The sequence below is a fragment of the Trichocoleus sp. FACHB-40 genome (assembly GCF_014695915.1).
GTDB lineage: Bacteria > Cyanobacteriota > Cyanobacteriia > Cyanobacteriales > FACHB-T130 > Funiculus > Funiculus sociatus.
The window spans coordinates 1-23,482 of the sequence record NZ_JACJPF010000087.1; the positions used below are offsets into that span (position 1 = coordinate 1).

Sequence of the window (23,482 nt, forward strand, 5' to 3'; positions counted from 1 at the left end):
CGTCGTCAAGGTCGCTCGGTAATTCATTTTTTTGAGCAAGCTCTTCAGAGCCAACTTCATTCCTCTCAAGTTGCTCCTTCTTTGATTCCACATTCTTAGACCTGAATCCTTACTTTGTAGCTAATCATACTGAATTAATGTACAGCAGCTCAAAAAGGGATTTTGCTGGAAAAAATATTTTTTGAGCGAAAATATAATTGGTATGATCGAAGTTTATTTGCGATCGCAGTTAAATATCACTTCTAGGGCTGCATCTTTAGCCAGTTTGAGAACCTTATGGAAACGCCGAAAGCAGTATCTAAGCACAAGCATATTGTTTTGACATCTCATCCGGGTAAATCTGGTCAAAAACCTATTCCCATTAATTGGGGAGAAAGCGATCCAATTAAACGGGGGCCAATAATTGGGACAGTAAGAAACGCAAATCACCGGAATGTAATTGGTACGCATTCTGGATCTTATGCTGTGTATCGGGCGTTAGCGATCGCATCTGGCGCACTCCAGGCAAATCACCGCGCTGATTTGACAAATACCTCGCCAGTTGTCCACATCGGGCCGCATCCCAGTTGGTCTGATGCTAACAAAATTGTTTGTCTCGATCCATTTGGTGCCTTGGTGGGAGGAAGTTACACCACACTTTACGAACAAGGACACGATATTTTCCCTACCATTGCCATTACCAAAGCGCATATTAATATGCCAGAATTGCAAGACTCAATAATTAAAGGGCGCTTGCGAGTTGATGGTAAAATCCTGAAAAATAATGGCAGTTTAGTAGTAACTAAAGTAGCAATAGATCCAGTTTGGTATCTGCCAGGAATTGCCCAGCGACTCAAGATTAATGAAAGCGATTTACGGCGGATTCTTTTCCAACAAACGGGTGGAATGTTTCCCGAACTGGTGACGCGCCCAGATTTGCACGTCTTCCTACCACCAATTGGCGGAACAACAGTTTATTTAATTGGAGAAGTAGAAGCAATTACAAATCCCAGCAAACTTCTCGCCGTGCGCGTACACGATGAATGCAATGGTTCCGATGTATTTGGTTCCGATATTTGCACCTGTCGCCCTTACCTAGTACACGGCATAGAAGTTTGTATTCAGACAGCACAAGAAGGCGGTGCGGGTGTAATTGTCTACTTCCGAAAAGAAGGACGCGCCTTGGGAGAAGTAACTAAGTTTCTAGTTTATAATGCCCGCAAGCGTCAGGAAGGAGGCGATAGCGCCGAGGCATATTTTACGCGCACAGAATGCGTAGCCGGATTGCAAGATATGCGGTTTCAAGAATTAATGCCAGATGTCTTGCATTGGTTAGGAATTACTCGAATTGACCGTTTAGTTTCGATGAGTGATATGAAGTATAACGCAATTACTTCTTCAGGCATTGAGGTGATTGAACGCATAGCCATTCCTGATGATTGGATTCCGGAAGATGCACGAGTGGAAATTGCGGCGAAGCAAGCAGCAGGTTACTATACGCCGGGAGAAGTGCCAGATGCGGTAACTCTTGCGGAAATTAAAGGAAGGGGTTTAGGAGATTAAACCCAAAGGTACGCGCCAAGGAAAGCGCAAAGGCTAACTGCCCGTTCATCTGCGCTTTCCTGGGAGTTACGGAAGCGTTTAAAATTATTATGAGCGAACTGATTGCGTATTTGAAAAGTCCCGCGGCGATTCGAGAAAGATGCGATCGCATTTTTCAATTATGCTGTGAAGGCAAATGTCACTTTCGAGTAGATTTAACTCAACTCGATAAAGTTGCTGATTATGTCATTGAGGTGATGCGCGATGACTATCCGGATTTCGATATTCCTTTTCACAGTCGCTGGCGACATTTCGAGGTAGGGAATGTATCGCGCATCGCTGAACTCGATGATGCTTTGGCGGAACTAAGCCCAGTTGAAAAAGCCCAAGTTAAGTTTGATTTGGCAATTACCAGCGTGTTGCTGGATGCGGGCGCGGGTGCAGATTGGCAATATTGCGAACGGGAAACGGGGCAAGTGTTTCGGCGTTCGGAAGGGTTAGCTGTGGCAAGTTTCCGGATGTTTTGCAAAGGCGCTTTTTCTAGTAATTTGAAATTGCCATTACAAGCTGATGCTGATGGATTGCAAAATTTAACAAAACAAACATTAGCAGAGGGATTTCAGGTGAGTCTTGAAAATCCGCTGGTAGGTGTGGAAGGACGGGTTAATCTGCTACAAAAGTTAGGACAGGTACTGTGTCAACATCCTCAGTTTTTTGGCAACAATAACCCGCGCCCCGGCAATTTGGTGAGTTATCTTTTAAGTCAATCGTTTGATGGTAAACTGAAAGCCAGCACTGTTTTAAAAACTATTTTGACGGGACTAGGTGATATCTGGCCGGGACGAATAGTGTTAGCAGGAGAAAACTTAGGCGATGTTTGGGTTCATCCAGCTTTGCCAAAAGATGATCAATACATTCCGTTTCATAAACTTTCCCAGTGGTTAACGTATTCTCTTTTAGAACCCCTTCAGGAACTCGGTTTAGAAATTATTGGGTTAGAAGAACTCACGGGACTGCCAGAGTATCGCAATGGTGGTTTATGTTTAGACCTGGGTTTGTTACAAGCGCATTCAGATGTTTTTCAGAAATGTCATGCTGTTGATTCTCAGGTAATTGTAGAATGGCGGGCGTTAACTGTTTGTTTGTTAGATAAAATTGCGGAGATTATCAGACAAAAATTGAATTTGAGTGCCGCTGAATTACCACTGGTGAAAGTTTTGCAAGGAGGAACCTGGAGTGCGGGGCGCAAAATTGCCGCAGAATTGCGAGAAGGCGGCGTTCCTCCAATTCAGATAGAAAGCGATGGAACAGTGTTTTAATTAAGTATTCATGTTAAAACAGGTTGTAGCTTTGAAAAGTGAAGTTTAATTCAAGGCTCTTAAATAAGTGGTATTTAACTTTTTGTTTGTTCTTTCCTGCGTAAGCACACTTTGTTTGTATAGCCCCATAATGAGAGTCTGTGGGCATATTTGGAGATGAATTTATTAATGAATGCTAAAGTTACTGTAATCGACCATCCCTTGATACAGCATAAGCTGACGCTGATGCGCCAAACAGAAACCAGCACGGCAAAATTTCGTAACCTCCTCAAAGAAATTGGGATGTTATTAGCCTACGAGGTGACGCGAGATTTGCCGCTGAAATATGAACAAATTAAAACCCCAGTTGCGCCAATGTTGGCACCGATGCTGGCTGCTGATAAAAAGATAGTAATTGTCTCAATTATGCGGGCAGGACAGGGGATTTTGGATGGTATTTTAGAACTAATTCCTTCCGCTAGAGTGGGACATATTGGTTTATACCGCGATCCGCTTACTCATGTTGCTGTTGAATATTATTTCAAGGTTCCTAGTGATATTGAACAGCGGGATGTTTTGATTGTTGATCCGATGTTGGCAACTGGAAACTCAGCCGTGGCTGCTATTGATCGAATTAAGGAAGTAAGTCCGATATCTATCAAGTTTTTGTGCTTATTAGCAGCACCAGAAGGAATTTCACACTTTCAACTTGAACATCCGGATGTTCCTATTTACACGGCTGCTATTGACGAAAAGTTAGACGAACACGGTTATATTATACCGGGTCTGGGGGATGCAGGCGATCGCTTGTACGGGACACAGTAGTTATTCTTTCTGGATAATTGAAATCAGTTCCGAAATATCGTTAACTACAAAAATTGGATTGAGTGCCAAACATTTTGCGCGATCGCCATAGCCATAAGCAGCCCAACAAACATCTAATCCAGCGTTTTTAGCAAACCGCAAGTCTACGTGACTATCGCCAACAACTAGAACTTCATTACTTTGGATGTCTGGATAAATCGGCTGTATAGCTGAATAAAATACGCTGGCATCGGGTTTTATTGCCGTTTGTCCGTCATCTCCAATAACCAGATCGAAGTAACTATTAATTTTTAGTTCTTTTAAGGCTAAATTAAGAAATTTAGTGTGTTTGACGCTAACAATTACTAAGTTCAAACCCTCAGAAGATGCCGCATGGATGACTTGGTTCACCCCAGAAAATAGGTTTATTTTTAATAAGCCTTCTGTCTGATAAAATAATCTGTAAGTTTCAATCCATTGAGGAATTTCTTCGGTAGCGATCGCTGGATGAAAAATAGTGAAAGCTTCGGCAAGCGGGACACCTATTACTGACTGAATCTGTTCTTCAGTTGGTGGCTTGATATTAAATGTCTGGAAGGTCTTTATAGCGCACGATATAATCGCTGGATGCGTAACTGCTAAAGTGCCATCAAAGTCAAAAATAATTAATTGATATCTACTCATTGTTCGCGACTTTCAGGAATATAAGGAATACCGACGGCGGCGGGAGGTGTGGACTTGCCAGCTAATCCTACTAAAGCTAATAAAGCAATAATATAAGGCAACATCACTAAAAATTGATAGGGAATATTCAGATTAAAAGCTTGAATTCTTAGTTGCAAAGCTTCGGTTGCACCGAATAATAAACAAGCCAAAACTGTGCTGACGGGATGCCATCTGCCAAAAATCAAAGCTGCAAGGGCGATAAATCCTTTGCCAGCACTCATATCTTCTACAAAGAATTTTACGTGAACTAAGGCAAGATAAGCTCCTCCTAAACTCGCCAGACAACCGCTGAGGGCGACAGCAATATAACGTACTAAAGTGACAGAAACTCCAGCTGTATCAGCAGCACGGGGATATTCTCCGACAGCGCGTAGAGATAAGCCTAAACTTGTGCGGAATAGTATATAACTTATGAGTGGAACTAACAGAAATAACAAGTAGATTAGCGGGTCTTGGTTAAAGAGTAAAGTACCCAAAATGGGGATATTGTGTAGTCCGGGAATGGCAATTGTTTGAATACCTGGTAATTGTTGCGTCTGCCCACTATTAAATAAAACTCGCGCCCAAAATGAAGTCAACCCAGCTGCGGTTAGATTGATGGCGAGTCCCGATACTAACTGATCTACTCGGAGGGTAACGCACAGATAAGCATGGAGCAATCCAACAATACCTCCGATTATTATTGCTAACAGTATGCCTAACCAAACATTACCTGTAAAAAAGGCTCCGGCTGCGCCAGAAAATGCTCCTGTTAGTAACATTCCTTCTAAAGCAATATTTAGCACTCCCGATCGTTCTGAGAAAAGTCCACCAAGGGCGGCAAATGCTAACGGTGTTGAGAGGCGTAGGCTGGCAACTAGGTAGTCGGTGAAAAAGTTGATGTCCATTAGTGGATTAAAGATTTGGGCAACCTTGGCGAATAGAATTCGCGGCTATACAAACGAAGTCCGGATGGTGCGCGGACTGAAAAAATTAAAACCTGCGTAGGCAGATTAAGTCTCGTGTAGCCGCGATTTCTAATCGCCCGGAAAAGGTAAATTTTAATTTTTAATTTTAATTTGACGTTCAATTGCAAAACTGATGGCAATGAACAAAACAGTTAAACCTTGAATGGCATAAACTACGGTCACGGGAACGTTGGCGCTGCGCTGCATGACATTTGCGCCGCTGCGGAGGATTCCGAAAAATAGGGAGGTGAGAACGATACCAACTAAGTTACCACGACACAGGAGAGCGATCGCGATCGCATCAAATCCATAGCCGGGTGAAAATCTGTCAAATAGTCGGTATTTTAGCCCCATGACTTCACCAGCGCCCGCTAATCCCGCCAATCCTCCCGCTAAAGCCATCACGAGCATAATGGTGCGTTTTACCGACATTCCCGCGTAACGGGCGGCTGTCGGATTTTGTCCTACCGCTTCGATTTGGTATCCTAGAGGCGATCGCGCAAACAATACCCACAACAATCCGGTAGCAAATAACCCGATAAAAATCCCGGCGTGTGCCTGTGTTTGTGGCAAAATCAGGGGTAATCGGGCTGATTCGGCAATTAGCGCGGAATAGGCACTCGGCGCACCCGGCTGCTTCAGGGGATTGTTTACCAGGTATCCCACAAAGTTCAGCGCCACGTAGTTGAGTAGCAGGGTGGTAATCACCTCATTCACACCCCGCACCGCTTTAAGATATCCGGGAATCCATCCCCAAACGGCACCTAAGAGGAATCCTCCCAGCAGCGCTAGAGGTACATGAATCAAGGCGGGTAATCCTTGCAGATATAGCCCCACCAAGACGCTACCGAGTCCCCCCATATAAATTTGCCCTTCAGCACCAATGTTGAACAAACCCGCTTTCAACGCCACCAGCACCCCTAGACTGGCCAATAGCAAGGGTGCAGTTTTGGTGATGGTATTGCCAAAGCCATAGTAGTTGGCTAAAGATTCTTGAAACAGAATACCGTAGGCGGTGATCGGGTTGGCGTTGGAGAGAGAGATGAGGATAGCGCCGACAATCAGGGCGGATGCGATCGCAATGATGGGAGATAGAATTGGTAGCAAAACGGGTTGAATGCGATTAGTTTTCGTCATGCTACAATTTGCCAGATGTAATTGCATTCTCTGTATGTTCCTCTAGCATAAATCTCCATATTGCGTCTTAATATTATTTGAGAGTTCAATATAATACTTCTGTATGTATCCAACCGAGAAACCCCGCCTAAAAATATTCGGCACTCGGCAAAGGCAGATGAGGATCGTAAGATAGAAAGCTCATAACTTGCATATCCAGCAATCTATTTAAAATTTTACCTGGAGATACCTTTGAAATTACCACCAGTCATTAAGTAACCAACTTGTTCAATCGTGGCAGTAGCAGCATCTAAGATATCAACAAATTGACCTTCATACATAATAGCAATGCGATCGCTCATCGCCATAATTTCTTCTAACTCTGTGGAAATATAGAGAATTGCCGCACCTCGTTCTCTTTCAGCTAACAAGCGTTGCTGCACATATTCAGTCGCACCCACATCCAACCCGCGTGTAGGTTGCATCGCCACAATCAAACTTGGTTGACCAGAAAGTTCTCGTGCCAAAACTACTTTTTGTTGATTTCCTCCTGACAATTGACTAACTTTAATAGAGTAATTTTCGCCCCGGATATCAAAATCTTGCATCGCCTCCATAGCACGATGATTAATCGCTTCATACTGAAGAAACCAGCGACGACAAAACGGCAGGAATTTAAAAGCCTTAAGAATGAGATTTTTGGCAATACTAAATCCCATCACCAAGCCCATTTTCTGCCTATCCTCTGGAATATAAGCCGTAATTCTTTCTTTCCGTCTGTCCTTTACGTTCTTTGCGTCTAAAGAGTGGTTCGTTATTCTACCCGAAGTAATACCACGCAACCCTGAAATCGCATCCGCCAACTCCCTCTGTCCATTCCCATCAACGCCAGCAATTCCCAAAATTTCGCCTGCCCGAAGTTGAAAACATACATCTTTCACAACCGGAAAATTCCGCTCATCCTGCACCTGTAAATTTTCAACTTCTAACACCACTTCGCCAGAATCACGCGCAGATTTATTAACTTTAAATAAGACCTCTCTCCCAACCATCAATCGTGCTAATTCCTGACTGTTGATATCTGAGGTTGTTGTTGTCGCTACCACCGCACCCCGCCGCAATACGGTGACAGTATCGCAAAGATTCATCACCTCTTCTAATTTGTGACTGATAAAAATAATCGTGCGTCCATCAGCTGCCAACTGACGCAAAATAGCAGCTAAAACTTTCACCTCCGGCGGCGTTAGTACCGCTGTTGGTTCATCTAAAATCAGCAGTTTTGCTTGGCGGTAAAGTGCTTTAATAATTTCAACCCGTTGCTGAACTCCTACAGGTAAATCTCTGACTTTGGCTAAGGGATTTACATCAAGATTGTAAAAGCGAGACATTTGCGCGATCGCTTGACTTTTCTCCTCTAAATCCAACCGCCAATCAAACTTGGTTCCCAGTATAATATTTTCTGTTACTGTCAACTGCGGCACCAACATAAAATGCTGGTGAATCATCCCAATACCGTGCGCGATCGCAGCGCTTGCAGAGTCAATCTTTACTAACTTATCTTGCAGGTAAATATCCCCGGAATCAGGCTGATAAAGTCCGCAAAGGATATTCATCAAAGTAGTCTTACCTGCGCCGTTTTCCCCCAGTAACGCATGAATAGAACCGCGATTAACACCCACGCTAATGTTATCATTAGCAATAAAATTGCCAAAACGTTTTGTAATGCCATCAAGGCGTAAATAAGTCATTTTTTCCTCGTCACTGGGCTGCCGCCTAGTAATGCTTTCAGCAGACTCTAGCCTTCAGTATAGAACGAAAGGCAGAGCCTCTTATATATGCGTTCCCAGTCCGCAGCCTGGGAACGAGAAAATGTTTAGCCGCGAGTTATATTCGCCCTGACATCTATATTACGCTTGTTTCAGGCACCGAGTATCTTTCCCACCATTTTTGCAAGCTTCAAACGTAACTTTTTTAGTTAAAATTGCATCTTTTGTTTGGGCTACTTTCTGCTGCAAATCTGTTGATACTGCCTCATTGTATTTCCCAATATAAAGAATATCCGGTTTTTCCAAACCAAGAGTGTAAATTTCCCCTTTGAGATTACCTTTTACAGCGAGATCGGCTAAGTATGCGATCGCTAAATCAATTCGCTTCACCGCACTGGTTAATACCGACTTCGGTGCAACCTCCAACTGATCCGCTGTATTGCCAAAGGTGTAAACTCCTTTATCAGCAGCAGTTTGCAACACCGCTGGCGAAGCATTATCCAACCACTGATAAATTACATCCACCCCAGAAGAAATTAACGCCAATGTTGCTTCCTTCGCCTTAGCAGCATCGTTCCAGTCACCCGTATAACTTGGAGCTACTTTAATATCAGGCTTAATCGACTTTGCACCCAACTCAAATCCCCGCAATTCTTCATCAGTTGCTTGAAAAGATTGGGCAGCAAGATAAGCCATTTTATTTGATTTTGACATCGAAGCTCCCAGGATGCCGCACAAATAACTTGCTTGCAGGTGATCTATCCGCAAAGATGCCATATTTGCCCCAGTCACCGCACCATTGACACCCACAAAAAACGTCTTGGGAAATTGTGGTGCTACCTGTTGAATTGCCGCATCAAATTGTCCGCCGTGAGCATATACTAAGTTGTAGCCGCGTCGCGCAAAATCTGATAAAGCTTCTGCCTGATCTGCTTGTTCTACTTTCTCAACATAAGCGGTTTCAACTCCTAATTTCTCCTTAGCAGTTGTCACACCTTGATAACCTGTTTGGTTCCAAGCTTTATCAGTAATAATTCCTGGTAGCACAATAGCTGTCTTGAAACTTTTAGCATCACTGACGGCAGAATTTTCTGCTGTCGGTGTTGTGGAATTTTGATTAGCACTACAAGCTTTCAGCAGTAAACTGCTGCCAAAAGCAGCTGAACCATAAATGATAAAGTCACGCCGATTATACCTGAAAGCCATGTTTATTCCTCCTACTGAGCTGGTAGCGATCGCGTCTAAGATTTAGCAATTTGAGTATTGCACTAAAACAAAATCGTGTATGTCACCATTATTTGACTGAGTTAAGACAAAATAAGCATTGATGTAGTTAAATTAATACTTCTGTAGTTACAGATGGTATTCTGATATACATTTAACCGTGTCAGAGACTGCTGAAGTTAACTAGGATACGGATCGGCTGCGCGATCGCCTTCAAAATGACTTAATTGCCTTTAGTCCTTGATTAAGCATTACCTATTAGTTGTATGAGTACCACCTCAGAACCAGAGTTAGTACAATCGCAAGCCAATGAAGATTATCCCCTAAGCGCCGTTCCCCTGGAGGCGCGTAAATCTTTCTGGTCGTTGGCTCCCCTGCTGATGGGTTTTACGCTATATTCGGGGACATTATTCGCCGGGGGTTTAGTTGGCCCCGCCTACCGCTTTTTTCCCGATTTAGTAGGCTTGATTATCATCGGTAACTTAATTCTTGGTGTCTACGCCGCCGCACTCAGTTACATTGCTGCCAATACAGGACTTTCTACAGTTCTGATGGCACGGTTTAGTTTTGGTAGCATTGGTTCCCGTTGGGTAGATTTTATCCTGGGATTTACGCAAATTGGCTGGTATGCGTGGGGTTCGGCCTTGATGGCTGAATTAGCAAATAAGCTGTTAGGAATTCCTACAGGATGGAACTGGTTAATTATCCTATTCTTTACCTATTTTTTCTGTTCCACTGCTTATATTGGTTATCGGGCGATGGATTGGCTTTCGCGCATAGCCGTTCCTGCGATGCTGATTTTGATGTTTTGGAGTTTAGCGATCGCACTCGGTAAAGTCGGCGGTTATAATGGTTTGCAAGCTATCGTGCCATCAAAACAGCTAGGAATTGGCGAAGCTTTGACAATTATTGTTGGCACCTTTGTCTCCGGCGGAACTCAAGCAACTAACTGGAGTCGCTTCGCTAAAAATGGTAAAACAGCCGCAATTAGCACTCTAGCAGCTTTCTTCTTTGGCAATGGCTTTTTAATCTTTTGTGGTGCCTTCGGCGCATTGGTTTACGGCAACGAAGATATTGTGCAAGTAATGGCACTGCAAGGATTATTATTTTGGGGTTTGGTGCTGTTGTTTTTGAATATGTGGACAACGCAAGATAATACTATTTATGCTTTTTCAGTAGCAGGCGCTCATATGTTTCGCACCAACAAGCGGACTGCTTTCGTGTTGGGTGGGGCGACGGTGGCTCTAGTTTTGGCTTGGGGTGGTATTTATAATATGCTAATTCCTTACCTAATCCTACTCGGAACCTTCATTCCTCCCATTGGTGGTGTGGTGATGGCAGATTATTGGTTGCGTCGTCGGGGTGAGTTTCCATCTTTAGAAGAACGGCAACCCGCGTTTAATTGGGCTGGAATTATTGCTTATGTGTTAGCGAGCGCGATCGCATACATTGCACCTGGAGTTAAGCCGGTTAACGGCATTATTGCGGCGGTAATTCTCTACTTTGTTCTGAGCAAGGTTATTACGCAATCTTCGTCAAAAAAGGCAATTTATTGATTCTTAAAGTTAGAGCTTTTGCAACAATTATTGCGATTGGACGCGGCTGTATAATTTATCATTCGCCTACGATACACGTATAACATCATATCTGCAAGAAAATAAAACGATGACTAAAACATTGGTTAATATTCCTATCATTGATTTTGAACCTTTTCTCAGCGGTGATGCCGAAGCGCGGCAAGCTGTTGCTAGACAAATTTATCATGCTTGCCATGAAATCGGATTTATGTACCTAAATCCGGGAATACCAGCAACGTTAATAGACAATTTATTTGCTCAAACTAAGTTATTTTTTGAGCTACCATTTGACGTAAAAAATCAACTAGCGTGGGTTGATAAATTCAGCAATCGCGGTTATGTTGGTGTAGAGCGAGAACGCCTCAATCCGGATAATCCAGGAGATTTGAAAGAAGCATTTAATGTAGGGAAAGAAGTTATTCCTGACCAAATCTCAACGCAGGATAAGTCTTCTTTAATTATTAATCAGTGGCCTGTTGGAGAAGACAAGTTTCGCCAAACGGTTTTGGAATTTTATCAAGCTTGTGCTGAAGCTGCTGATAAAATATGCCAAGCATTTGCGATCGCTCTCGAATTACCAGAGTCCTTCTTCGCTGACAAGCACGAAGAGCAAAATTATACTCTAAGGCTACTTCATTATCCCCCACTGGAGCAAGCCGTCAAACCCGGACAAGTGCGTGCTGGCGAACATTCCGACTATGGCAGTTTCACCTTACTATTTCAAGATGAAGTCGGCGGTTTAGAAGTTCGCACTGCTGATGGCGAGTGGATCGCTGCACCCTACATTCCGGGTACTGTTGTCGTGAATACAGGGGATTTGATGCAACAGTGGACGAATCACGAATTCTGCTCCACCAAGCATCGGGTAATGGTTCCCAGCGATGATAGAGTCAAGCGATCGCGTTATTCCGTTGCTTTTTTCTGCCATCCCAATAACGACGCGGAAATTGCCTGTATTGAGAGTTGTCAAGGAGAAAATCGTCCCCCACTTTATCCACCCATTTCAGCGGGAGACTATCTCCTGAGTAGATTACAAGCAACCTACTAAAGAAAGTGAAAAGTTGGTTGTAGAAACGCGATATTTAGCAGTCCTAAATGATTCGTGAAGGCGAGATACCCGACTTCTTTAAGAAGCCGGGTATCTGAAGGGTTAGCACCTGCATTGCTATTTCTCTATAGATGTATTGCACCCAACCCTTGAATTGCTATAGATCCTAGCAATCGCAATTTTTGTAACCTGGCATACAATTATAACTGCTGCACTTTGCCAAGCTAAAACCAGTGGATTTGGGCAGTACAATCGGGCAATCAATGATACCCTTAATGCAACTAAAACAAATTAGACAAATTCTTGGCAGTTTATCTTTAATAATTCCCCTGACGCTGATAGCTAGTTGTACTCAACAGCAAACCTCTCAATCCCCAGCACCCACAACAGAAACACAGGCAAGTCCTACCGCCGACAGCACAAAGCCTCGGTTAGCAATTGTTTTGGGTGGCCCCGCTAACGATGATTCTTGGAATGAAGCAGCCTACAATGCAGCTGAAAAACTCAAAGCTCAAGGCTATGATGTTACTATCTCTGAGTCTGTTGCTGATGCTGATATAGCGAGAGTTTTGCGCCAGTACGCTGAAAAAGGCTACAACGTGATTATCGGGCATTCCTATAATCACGGAGATGCAGTATTTCAAGTAGCCAAAGAATTTCCTAAAACTAATTTCGCATGGGCAGGCGCTGTAGGCAAAACATCGGAAAATGTCGCCGACTACGACCAACCTTTTTATCAAGGTGCTTATATGGTTGGTTTAGTAGCAGGAAAACTCAGTAAAAGCGGTAAATTAGGAGCGCTTTACGGCTTTGATATTCCAGCTTGTCATGCAATGGGACAAGCGATGTTAGCAGGTGCCAAAACAGTCCGTCCCGATGCTACGCTGACAGCTACGGCTGTGGGAGACTGGTACGATATTGCTAAGGCGAAAGAGGCAGGAACCGCACAAGCAGAAACGGGAGTAGATTACTGGATTGGTTGCGGTCAAGCGCCAACTTTGGGAACAATTGAAGCCGCCAAAGCAAAGGGAGGCTATGCTACAGGTTATGTGGGAGATATGACTGCCTTGGGTGAAAATGTGGTTGCGGCTAATGTGCTGTGGAATATGGAACCTATCTTTAAGCAGATGTTAGATGACACAACATCTGGACAATTTGCTAACAAGTATTATCGCCTTTCCGTTGCCGAAGATGTGGTTCAGGTGAATACTAATTCCACAGTTAAAGATAAGTTGGGGGACGAAACTTTGAAAAAAATAGAAGAGACGCGACAGGAAATTTCCTCTGGTAAACTCAAAGTTCCGTTTGTGCCGAAATAGCGATATGCACCCGCTTTCCTCTGCGCCTGTCCGCACCTGGAGTGGTTAATTGCCTTAACAAAGTTCACGGAGCAAATAGAACTGCTATAACCATTAGCAATTATGCAAACTCCTGTAGTAGAAATGCGGGGCATTACTAAAAGATTCCCTGGAATCGTTGCCAATGATAGCGTAAAGTTTGAGTTGCAATTAGGGGAAATTCATGCTCTTTTAGGAGAGAATGGGGCGGGGAAAACCACGCTGATGAATATTCTCTGCGGCTTGTATGAACCAGATGAAGGTGAGATTTTGCTGGAGGGAAAATCGGTGCAATTTCGCTTTCCGGGGGAAGCGATCGCATCGGGTATCGGCATGGTACATCAACACTTTATGCTGGTAGAAAGTCTCACGGTTGCAGACAACTTAGTTTTGGGACAATCAGGACAACCGCTAATCCGAGAAAACCCAAAAAAACTCCATCAGCGTCTGCGAAGTTTAGCAGAACAGTATGGATTACAAATCGACCCAGCAGCAGAAGTTTGGCAGCTATCGCTGGGAGAACAGCAACGGGTGGAAATTCTCAAAGCCATCTATCGAGGCGCGAAAGTATTAATATTAGATGAACCTACCGCAGTTTTGGCTCCCCAGGAAGTAGAGGGATTTTTACAGACATTAAGAAATTTGGCTGCTGGGGGTACATCAATCATTTTTATTAGTCATAAATTAAATGAAGTCTTGGCAATATGCGATCGCGTAACTGTACTGCGAGATGGACGCACAATTACCACAGTGTTAACATCTGCATCAGATGAGCGGGAATTAGCTCAAATGATGGTAGGACGTGAAGTTAATAAAGTTATCAGAATTGAGAGACAGTCCCAATCCCCAATCCCCAGTCCCCAGTCCCCAGTCCCCAGTTCCCAATCCCCAGTCCCCAATTCCCCATTAATTATTCGTGATTTGTGGGTAGAAAATGACCGAGGATTGCCAGCATTAAAGGGAATAAATCTCGCAGTTAATGCTGGAGAAATTGTGGGAATTGCTGGAGTCGATGGTAACGGACAGCGAGAATTAGAGGAAGCGATCGCATCTTTACGTCCAATACGCGGCGAAATAAATCTAAATGGCACCCTCGCCCACATTCCCTCAGACCGCTACACAATGGGGTTAATCCCAGATTTCAGCGTTGCTGATAACTTAGTGTTGCGGGATATTCAAAAGCCACCATTCAACAAAAAAGGCTTATTGCGTCCAACTGCAATTGTCCGCCACTGCACCCAGCTAGTAGAACGCTACCTGATTCGCACCCCCAGCCCCCACACCCACGTCGGTAAACTCTCCGGTGGAAACGGGCAGAAAGTAGCGATCGCTAGAGAACTTTCGCGCAGTCCTCAAATTGTCTTAGCCGCCCAACCAACACGGGGATTAGATATTAGCGCCATTGAGTATGTACATCAACAACTAATTGCCCAAAGAGATGCAGGTGCAGCAGTGTTGCTGATTTCCACAGAACTCGAAGAGATATTAAATTTAAGCGATCGCATCGCTGTACTTTACGAAGGCGCGATCGCGGGTATCGTTGATGCTAATGCTGATGTGCGCCACTTAGGATTAATGATGGCAGGAAAACATTAAAAATTAAACAGGAGGGAGAGTGGTAATTGAAAAATTAAAAGAAAACACTAAAAAGAAACACAAACAAAAACCATCTTCTTTTTTGCCTCTTGCTGGTTGGGGAAATCGCATGAAGCCTTTCTTCGGCGCAATTCTCGCCCTCGCCTTGGGAGGAATATTAATTGCCCTAGCTGGAGTTAATCCCTTAAAAGCCTATCAGGTAATGGTGTTTGAGGCATTTGGGGGAACTCGCCAACTTACAGAAACAATTCTCAAAGCTACACCCTTATTAATTATTGGCTTAGGGTTAACAGTTGCCTTCCGCAGCAAAGTTTGGAATATCGGCGCAGAAGGACAGTATTATATCGGCGCATTATGTGGCAGCATTGTCGCCCTGACGCTGCCCAACTTATCTCCTTGGTTACTAATTCCCCTAATGCTAATTGCAGGCGGAATTGGCGGAATGCTGTGGAGTGGAATAGCCGGATTGCTGCACATCAAGCGGGGCATGAATGTGATCATCTGCACCCTGATGTTGAATTATATTGCCATCTTGCTAGTTCAGTATGTCGCCCGCAGTCCCTTAAGAGATCCGAATGGTTTTTTGCCAGAGTCAACGCAATTTAGTGCAGCAGCACAAATTCCAACCTTGTTTGGCGGACGGCTGCACCTGGGCGTAGTGCTGGCGCTGGTACTGGTACTCGTAATATATATTTTGCTTTGGCGCACACCTCTGGGATTTAAGTTGCGGGCAGTTGGTTCTCGCGCCAGCGTCGCCCGCACAGCTGGAATGAACGTCACGGGGAGTATTCTCACCGCCTTGATGCTGAGTGGCGCACTAGCTGGCATTGCTGGGATTATCGAGGTAAGTTACACCTACACGCGCCTGAAGGGTAACATTTCTGGAGGTTATGGGTTTAGTGGGATTCTGGTAGCCTTACTGGGACAGTTGCATCCAGTGGGCGTGTTAATTGCATCTGTTTTGTTTTCTGCCTTGACAATTGGGGCAGAAGGGTTGCAAGTTTCCTTGCAAGTGCCAGCTGCGGTTTCCCAAGTAATACAAGCGCTAGTGGTGCTATTTGTAATTGTCGGGGATGCGATCGCTCGCAACAAGTAAAAAGGCCCAAGAAACAGAGAATTCTTTTATTTTTTACCTTTATGCCTTGGGAACAAATTCTCACCTGGAGTTTCCTAATTGCCTTAATAGCAGCAGGTATTCGCCTCGCTGTCCCCATATTACTCGCCGTATTGGGAGAAATTATTACCGAACGTGCCGGAGTGTTAAACCTGGGACTGGAAGGCGTGATGCTAGTCGGAGGACTGGCAGGCTTTACAGTTGCCTACGGACTGGAGAACACTGCAAAACTACCACTTATCGGCGCTTGGGCGGGTTTGGGTGCGGGACTGCTAGCAGGAATGTTGATGGGGTTGCTAATGGCAGTAATGACGGTGACATTCAAAGCCGACCAAGTAGTAGCAGGAGTCACAATGGTACTGTTTGGTCAGGGATTAACAACCTATCTCTACCGACAGCAGTTTGGTTCCTTGACGGCGCGAGTTACAGGTTTAGTAGATTTGCCGTTGCCAGTTTTATCGCAGATTCCGATCATCGGGGAGTTGCTGTTTACCCACAATGTCATGGTTTATATCAGTGTGGCATTGGTTTTCTGTTGCTGGTTTCTCCTATTTCGGACTCGCTGGGGCTTACAAATTCGCGCCGTAGGGGAAAATCCTGCCGCCGCCGACACCTCCGGAATTAATGTGGAACGCACCCGCTATGCAAGCTTACTGCTGGGTTCAGCGCTGACAGGTTTGGGTGGCGCAGTCCTGACAGTCGCCCAACTGCACATATTCCGGGAGGGAATTACCGCCGGACGCGGTTGGATAGCTGTTGCTTTAGTATTCTTTGCCCGTTGGCGACCTGCGCGGGCGCTTTGGGGGGCGTTGCTATTTGGCATTGCCGATGCCTTACAGTTTCGCATACAAGCATTAGGTTCAAAGGAGTTGCCTTATGAGTTTTTGCTGATGCTGCCTTATGTTCTTACATTAGTGGTGTTGTTGCAACGTACCCCTCGCAGTGATGTTCCTGCTGCTTTGGGTGTGCCGTATTTTAAGGGGAAACGTTGAGACTAGAAAAATTGTAAGTTGGGTTTCGCGCGAAACCCAACTTGCTTGCGGGGTGGGGTGCTTTTGTCAAAGGGAACAAGGAGTAAACAAAACTAGAAGCTAAATTGTGTTCGCAAGTTACCCACATAGATATTGGGGTTGTCGCTGAAGTTGTTCGGGTTGCCAATGAAATAAAAGGCAGGAACAATCGCTATATTCTGAGTTATGGGGAAGAAATATGCGGCTTCAACCTCATACTGAACGCCACCATCACCGCCACCAGCAGCCAAGAATCTACGACCATCCAATACGGAGAACGGTATCAGGTAAGATATTGTTGCCAACGCACCTCTTCTACCTAAATCGGGGAAAGCAAGCCCTAATTGCAAAGACTGGGCGTTAATATCTCCACCGCCACGACCTGGGGTTTTGGGGTCAATGTTGGTACTCCCGTAGCTATAGCGTCCAAAGACACCAATACCACGGGTAATTAACCAATCAAAGTTTAGTCCAAAGGTGTGCGCGATCGCATTATTAATCGAACCGCCAAAACCATCATCAGCTACCCCATAAATTGGTTCTCCCGGCGCACCGCCAATTCCAAACCCTGTGATATTGCCGTTTTGGTCGAAAATCGGGAAAGACGGGTCGATATTGGAATAGTTGTAAATCAATCTGAGATTAATTCTGTCAGTAGGCGAGAAAGTTAACTCAGCAGTAGCGGTGTTAGTGGGACTAAATACACCTTTGCGCGGGTCGGATGCGGTGTTAAATATCCCACTGGGTAAAAATTCATTGCTCTCACCTAAATAAGCAACGCGCAGCTTGAACTGCCGATTAATATCCCACAAAACAGCTGCACCTGCACCCCGGTCAATGGTATTTAATAAAGTGCTGCCATTAGAGTTAAAGCTAGTTGCACCCGTCAAGAAAAAGCTGAAAGCATTGTTGTCAAAGTAGCGATACCAGTTAATCCGAGGCCCTACGACTACCTGAATATTTTCCCGGAGAGGGAAGCTGTAAAACAATTCCCGCACAATGACATCATTGTTGTCTCCTTGAACACCCGCAGTTTGGTCAAGAAACGGTGTTCCAAATGTGTTGTAAAGTCCCGCAGAAGCAAAGGCGTTAGCTGGTGAATCTCCATTACCCGCAGCTAACTGAGTGACCAAGCTATCTCTACCAGTAAAAGACGTTTCCAGCGTTAGCCACACCAAATTGCTAAGAGTGATATTAGGATCGTCTTTGATTTTTTGCTGAATCGGTCTGAAATTCGCATCTCGTCCGGGACTTCTGAGTACCAGTGGCGTCAGCGAACCTGCGGCTTCAACTGTAATATCATCACTAGCAGAGGCTCCAGTAACATTAAACCAGGCAAGACCGCTGAGTTTAGTAGTAGTAGAAAACTGATTTTCTTCTAAGAATTTGGTGCGACCTTCCAAATTATCCACGCGAGTGCGTAGCGTTGCTAATTCTGTACCAAATTCACTAATTAATCGTTGCAGTGTCGCTAAATCTTCTTTGGTGACAAAATTAGCCGTACTAACGGCAATTAATTTCTCAATTTGCTGCAAACAAGCATTTACACCAGCAGCAAATTCATAGCGACTTAAAGCCCTATTGCCGCGAAAGCTACCATCAGGATATCCTGCTATACAACCGTAACGTTCTACAAGACTTCGCAATGCTTCATACGCCCAATCTGTCGGTTGCACATCTCGCAATTGCGAAACATTGGTAACTTGTTCCATCGCTGCATCGATGTTTTCCTCCTCCGACTCTAAATTAAAATCGGTAGCGGAATTTACATCATCAATTGGCAATGGTTGGGCTACATTACCAGCAGGAGTAACCTCTTCTAATGCGGACTGCGATATTAAACTGTCTGAAATATCTGTATCAATTTTTACTTCATTTATCGTAACCTCGGCAACCGGGGTAACTTCATCAGTTGTTGATGCTTCCGGTGACGCGCCAGCCTGTTGAACTTCACTTGCGATCGCTAGCGATGGCACGAAAGGCATTACAGCGCTAGAAAGTAACAAACCCAACCAAAAATTACTTGCAAGCGATCGCAGGTAGTCGCAGGTATTTGCAGCCTTAACCATAGTTCCTCACACCAATTTAACCTCTATATATCGTTATCAATTTTACAAGGTTAATTATGTAATCTAAGTAACAATGCGTAAAAGTAATAAGCGATCGCATATAGTTCAGAGAATATTGCAATCCTCGCTAGAGTTCAGATACCCGACTTCTTAAAGAAATCGGGTATCTTGCCTTCACGAATCATTTAGGACTGCTATAGCAAAGTTAGGAATTATTAATTCATAACTCCTAATTTTTGACAAATTTCAAATCATTGTAAATAAATACGCTAACTCCTGATGCCTAACTTCTCACGCGGTTTCCACTTTTCCAAAGCTGGGAAAATATTCGCAGCAGGTGCAGTCCAACCAACAATTCCACCTTGAGCGCGAATCATTTCCAAAGTGGATTGTTGAAAATCAGGAAAGTAGCTTTCCGTCGCATCTTCTACCAGCAAACACTCATAACCTCGGTCATTCGCCTCGCGCATCGTCGTCTGAACGCAAACTTCAGTAGTTACCCCAGTCACCAACAGATGAGTAATCTTCTTTTCCCGCAGCAACGACTCCAAATTAGTATGATAAAAAGCACCCTTCCCTGGTTTTGGAATCACCGTTTCACCAGGTAAAGGCGACAATTCTGGAATAATTTCATTTCCCGGTTCTCCCAAAATTAAAATGCGACCCATAGAAGCAACATCGCCAATTTTTAACTTACCTTGGCCTCGATGCAACTTCGATGGCGGACAATCAGATAAATCAGGTTTATGACCTTCAACCGTGTAAAAAATCGGCAGGTTTCGCGCCCGAAACGCGGACAATAATTCTCTTAAAATCGGGACAATTGCCTGTAAACGGCTGACATCATTTCCCAAAGCATCCCCAAAGCCCCCTGGTTCCAAAAAATCTCGCTGCATATCAATAATTAACAACGCCAAACCATCGGAGGTAGGCAATTCATAATCGTAAGGTAAAGCGGAAATTAATACCATAATTGAAGGATTGCTAATTGAATGATTGCTAATAGGTAGTAGAAAAATCCCATTACCCATTAGCTACTAAAGAGACAGGCTTCTCCCAAATTGCCAAAACAATGCAACCAGACACGCTAATAACACTGTGATTACTGCTAGGTGGATTAATCACCAGAGTTCCCGCCTGATATTCGCCATTTTGGTCAGTTTGCGAACCAGATAAGACGAAGATGTGTTCAAACCCCGTGTGATCGTGTTTTGGAACACTTGCTCCCGGCTGATATCGCAGCAAAGCAGCAGCAGCACCTTTACCATCTCCATAAAGTCGGTAAATATCAACGCCAGGGTGGAAGGGTTCCCAAAGCAAATCATTCTGTCGCGTGGCGATATTGAGTAAATCCTTGAGGAGCAATTGGTTGTCATTGGTCATTGGAAATCGGGGATTAGGGATTGTTCAAAAGCTATTAGCCATCCAGACCTTAGCCAAAAATTAATAACTATTCAATGTCCTGCCATCCGCTTACCTAGTTCGCTAAAATTAGCATCTTTTGTCTCACTTTCATAAACAAATTTTCCTTCACTGACTACCACAATTCGGTCGGTTAATTTCAGCAATTCATCCAAATCTTCGCTCACCAACAACACCGCTACGCCGCGATTTCTCGCCTCAATAATTTGACCGTGAATGAACTCCACAGCCGCAAAATCCAGTCCAAAGCAGGGATTAGCAGCAATTAGCAACTTAATATGTTCAGCAGAAAGTTCCCTTGCTAAAACAGTGCGCTGCACGTTTCCCCCCGAAAGATTGCCAACAGGCGTTTCTGGCGAGGGTGTTTTCACTGAAAATTGACTAATTAAACCCTTAGCCGCATCTCGAATAGCGTTAAGGACAAGCAACACACCCCCTTTAGCTTGCGGCGCACGGTCAAACGTCCGCAGAGCCATATTTTCTGCTACGCTCATGTGAGGCACGCAGGCATTGCGTAATGGTTCTTCCGGTAACGCAAAAACTCGATGACGATACATTTGCGATCGCGTTGCGGTATAAACTTCCCCATTCACCAAAACTTTTCCTCCGGTAGCCTCCCGCTGTCCCGCCAGCACCTCCACCAGTTCCCGCTGACCATTACCAGAAATACCAGCAATACCCACAATTTCCCCACTGTGGACTGTCAGATTTACCCCTGCAACTGCCTCCAGTCCATTATCTTTATTAGCATGGATATCTTTAATTTCCAGAACTGGAGTTATAGAGGGGAATGCTGTCTTTTCAACCTGTTGCGGTTCCCGCTTTTCACCCATCATCATCTCAGACATCTCTGAGACAGTTAAATCCTTCACTCCTCCAGAACCCACAAGTTTACCTTTACGCAGTACACTTATTTCATCCGCAAAAGCCATCACCTCGCGGAATTTGTGGCTGATCATCAATACGCTTAACCGTTTCGCCGTCACTTCCTCCCGCAATAACCCCAAAACTTCATCAGCTTCTTGCGGAGTTAGCACAGAAGTAGGTTCGTCTAAAATCAAGATGCGACTCTGAAGATAAATTTGTTTGAGTATTTCTAATTTCTGTTTCTGTCCGGCGGCTAATTGAGTAATGGGGATGTCTAAAGGAACCTGAAAAGGAGCTTTTTGCATAAACGCATTTAAGCGATCGCGTTCTTGTTTCCACTTAATTAGATTGGAATTATCGAAGCGAGATAAAACTAAATTTTCAGCTACAGTCATAGCAGGTACAGAGGTAAAGTGTTGGTAGACCATACCTATGCCATATTTGTGAGCATCGCGAGGACTGTCGATGGTGCGAGTTTTTTTATCAATCAACACCTCGCCAGAAGTAGGAGTGTAGAAACCCATGATGCACTTAACTAGGGTACTTTTCCCCGCCCCATTTTCCCCCAGCAAGGCATGAAAAGTTCCCGGTTTTAGGTGCAGCGAGACGTTATCTAAAGCGGTAAAAGTACCAAATTGTTTGGTCATACTCACCACTTCTAGTTCGGGTGGCGGCTCAGAATATTGAAGTTTAGATTTTGAATTTTGGATTAAAGACTCTGTTGCTTCTGTCATTGCGGGTACGCCTTATAGTTGGTTTTCGACTTGTTAATTAATAACTAATAACTATTCCTCGATTGCCTCGATAAATGCCCATGAATCTGCAACTGCTCCAAAAACGCCGCCTTGCATTTTAATCATTTTCAGTGCTGCTAGATGGTTGCCGTAGTCGGTGGCACCTGTACAATCAGATAACATGAGGCATTCATAACCTCGGTCGTTAGCGTCGCGCATCGTAGTATGAACGCAAACATCTGTGGTAATTCCTGCTAAGACAATATTTTGGATGTTTCGGCGTTTTAGTAGTAGGTCTAAATCTGTGGCATAAAATGACCCTTTTCCCGGTTTATCGATTACAGCTTCTCCGGGAATTGGCGCGAGTTCAGGAATAATTTCCCAACCTGGTTCACCTCTTACTAAAATTTTTCCACAGGGGCCGGGGTCGCCAATTCCGGCTCCAATTTGGCGACTGCGCCACTGTTTATTTTCGGGCAAATCTGACAAGTCGGGTCGATGTCCCTCGCGGGTGTGCATTACGTGAAAACCTTTTGCACGCACCGTTTTTAAGACTCGTTTTATCGGCTCAATTGGTGCGCGAGTCAGGGATAAATCGTAGCCCATCTTGTCTACATAGCCGCCATGTCCACAGAAATCACTCTGCATATCGATGATTAGCAGAACGGTGTTTTCTGGGCGCAATTCGCCGTTGTAGGGATAGGGATAGGGGTCTGCTTCAACAAATTTGCCCATAATAGTATAAGAAGGAATAAACTGCATTAGCTCTCGCCATGCGCGTTAGCGATAGCGCTTAGAAAAGAGGAAGAAGAAAAACGAACCGCACAGATGCTCCCGGATGCAGAGAGAAGACAAGTTTTGACAGAAGCCGGATAAGCAATTTAATGTTTTTGCTTTTTACGTTTTTTTGTATTCCCGCCAACCGCCCCATTTAGTAATTTCTTGTCTGTTTTCGCATAGGTAAGGTTCTGCTAAGACTCCGAGAACTATTTCACCATCGCAAAGGTGGATTTTACCGATGCACAATCCGGGAGGTTCTTGTAATAAGATTGTGGACAGGCTAGGGATAGGAACTTCCCAAATTTCGAGCGCGATCGCGTTCCCTCCAGTCGTCACTCGCAGCATTGCTGGATAGCGGTCATCAATTGACCAAAGCCTATATGCTGGTTCTGTGCTCGACTCTCTCACAAATGTTGCTCCAACTGCTAGGAGATTTCCGTTTAGCTCTAATCCCCTCATTAATGTTCCATTCACTGCCAAAGGTATAGCTTGTTGCATCGTAATTTCCTAACTGCTAATTGCTAAC

General features: G+C 44.4%; 20 protein-coding genes. 9 read left to right on the top strand and 11 right to left on the bottom strand.

Going from position 1 to position 23,482, the window contains the following annotated elements:
- The first annotated feature begins 276 nt into the window (after positions 1-276).
- From H6F63_RS19530 to upp, 3 genes are all read left to right on the top strand, one after another.
- A complete protein-coding gene (locus H6F63_RS19530; protein ID WP_190639156.1) occupies positions 277-1,542 on the top strand; it encodes a GTP cyclohydrolase II in 1,266 nt (421 codons plus the stop codon).
- 89 nt (positions 1,543-1,631) lie between these two features.
- On the top strand, positions 1,632-2,840 hold the full coding sequence (locus H6F63_RS19535) for a URC4/urg3 family protein (protein WP_190639157.1): 1,209 nt from the start codon (positions 1,632-1,634) through the stop codon (positions 2,838-2,840).
- 168 nt (positions 2,841-3,008) lie between these two features.
- Positions 3,009-3,644: a uracil phosphoribosyltransferase gene (gene upp, locus H6F63_RS19540; RefSeq protein ID WP_190639158.1), complete on the top strand. Its 636-nt coding sequence runs from the start codon at positions 3,009-3,011 to the stop codon at positions 3,642-3,644.
- Here upp and H6F63_RS19545 read toward each other — a convergent pair whose 3' ends face one another.
- The 5 genes from H6F63_RS19545 to H6F63_RS19565 form a co-directional block, all read right to left on the bottom strand.
- Positions 3,645-4,307 (bottom strand): HAD family hydrolase, encoded by a 663-nt coding sequence (locus tag H6F63_RS19545; RefSeq protein WP_190639159.1) that lies wholly within the window; start codon positions 4,305-4,307, stop codon positions 3,645-3,647.
- A complete protein-coding gene (locus tag H6F63_RS19550; RefSeq protein WP_190639160.1) occupies positions 4,304-5,236 on the bottom strand; it encodes an ABC transporter permease in 933 nt (310 codons plus the stop codon). The genes H6F63_RS19545 and H6F63_RS19550 overlap by 4 nt, the downstream gene beginning before the upstream one ends.
- A gap of 153 nt (positions 5,237-5,389) precedes the next feature.
- Entirely contained in the window at positions 5,390-6,433 is a 1,044-nt protein-coding gene (locus H6F63_RS19555; RefSeq protein ID WP_190639161.1) for an ABC transporter permease, read from the bottom strand.
- A 215-nt stretch (positions 6,434-6,648) separates the two neighbouring features.
- Positions 6,649-8,160, bottom strand: a complete 1,512-nt coding sequence (locus tag H6F63_RS19560) for an ABC transporter ATP-binding protein (RefSeq protein ID WP_190639162.1) — start codon at positions 8,158-8,160, stop codon at positions 6,649-6,651.
- A gap of 159 nt (positions 8,161-8,319) precedes the next feature.
- Positions 8,320-9,384: a BMP family protein gene (locus H6F63_RS19565; protein WP_190639163.1), complete on the bottom strand. Its 1,065-nt coding sequence runs from the start codon at positions 9,382-9,384 to the stop codon at positions 8,320-8,322.
- 284 nt (positions 9,385-9,668) lie between these two features.
- Between H6F63_RS19565 and codB the strand changes: the two genes are divergently transcribed.
- The 6 genes from codB (at position 9,669) to H6F63_RS19595 (ending at position 17,066) form a co-directional block, all read left to right on the top strand.
- Positions 9,669-10,958, top strand: a complete 1,290-nt coding sequence (gene codB, locus H6F63_RS19570) for a cytosine permease (RefSeq protein ID WP_190639164.1) — start codon at positions 9,669-9,671, stop codon at positions 10,956-10,958.
- A 109-nt stretch (positions 10,959-11,067) separates the two neighbouring features.
- On the top strand, positions 11,068-12,027 hold the full coding sequence (locus H6F63_RS19575) for an isopenicillin N synthase family oxygenase (RefSeq protein WP_199298160.1): 960 nt from the start codon (positions 11,068-11,070) through the stop codon (positions 12,025-12,027).
- A gap of 275 nt (positions 12,028-12,302) precedes the next feature.
- Positions 12,303-13,346, top strand: a complete 1,044-nt coding sequence (locus H6F63_RS19580) for a BMP family protein (RefSeq protein WP_242019939.1) — start codon at positions 12,303-12,305, stop codon at positions 13,344-13,346.
- 102 nt (positions 13,347-13,448) lie between these two features.
- Positions 13,449-14,960: an ABC transporter ATP-binding protein gene (locus H6F63_RS19585; protein WP_190639166.1), complete on the top strand. Its 1,512-nt coding sequence runs from the start codon at positions 13,449-13,451 to the stop codon at positions 14,958-14,960.
- Positions 14,961-14,979: 19 nt separating this feature from the next.
- The gene (locus tag H6F63_RS19590; RefSeq protein WP_347276814.1) at positions 14,980-16,056 is read left to right on the top strand and encodes an ABC transporter permease; all 1,077 of its coding nucleotides are present in this window, start codon (positions 14,980-14,982) and stop codon (positions 16,054-16,056) included.
- A 41-nt stretch (positions 16,057-16,097) separates the two neighbouring features.
- A complete protein-coding gene (locus tag H6F63_RS19595) occupies positions 16,098-17,066 on the top strand; it encodes an ABC transporter permease (protein ID WP_190423311.1) in 969 nt (322 codons plus the stop codon).
- A 92-nt stretch (positions 17,067-17,158) separates the two neighbouring features.
- Here H6F63_RS19595 and H6F63_RS19600 read toward each other — a convergent pair whose 3' ends face one another.
- The 6 genes from H6F63_RS19600 to H6F63_RS19625 form a co-directional block, all read right to left on the bottom strand.
- Complete coding sequence (locus H6F63_RS19600) at positions 17,159-19,153, bottom strand: iron uptake porin (protein ID WP_190639167.1); 1,995 nt, start codon at positions 19,151-19,153, stop codon at positions 17,159-17,161.
- A 269-nt stretch (positions 19,154-19,422) separates the two neighbouring features.
- Entirely contained in the window at positions 19,423-20,124 is a 702-nt protein-coding gene (locus H6F63_RS19605) for an isochorismatase family cysteine hydrolase (protein WP_190639168.1), read from the bottom strand.
- Positions 20,125-20,176: 52 nt separating this feature from the next.
- Positions 20,177-20,536 (bottom strand): cupin domain-containing protein, encoded by a 360-nt coding sequence (locus H6F63_RS19610; RefSeq protein ID WP_190639169.1) that lies wholly within the window; start codon positions 20,534-20,536, stop codon positions 20,177-20,179.
- A gap of 71 nt (positions 20,537-20,607) precedes the next feature.
- Positions 20,608-22,176, bottom strand: a complete 1,569-nt coding sequence (locus H6F63_RS19615; RefSeq protein WP_190639170.1) for an ABC transporter ATP-binding protein — start codon at positions 22,174-22,176, stop codon at positions 20,608-20,610.
- A gap of 51 nt (positions 22,177-22,227) precedes the next feature.
- Positions 22,228-22,911 carry an isochorismatase family cysteine hydrolase gene (locus tag H6F63_RS19620; RefSeq protein ID WP_190423329.1) on the bottom strand — a complete coding sequence of 228 codons (684 nt, stop codon included), beginning with the start codon at positions 22,909-22,911 and terminating at the stop codon, positions 22,228-22,230.
- 162 nt (positions 22,912-23,073) lie between these two features.
- Positions 23,074-23,454 (bottom strand): glutamyl-tRNA amidotransferase, encoded by a 381-nt coding sequence (locus tag H6F63_RS19625; protein ID WP_190639171.1) that lies wholly within the window; start codon positions 23,452-23,454, stop codon positions 23,074-23,076.
- Positions 23,455-23,482 lie beyond the last annotated feature (28 nt).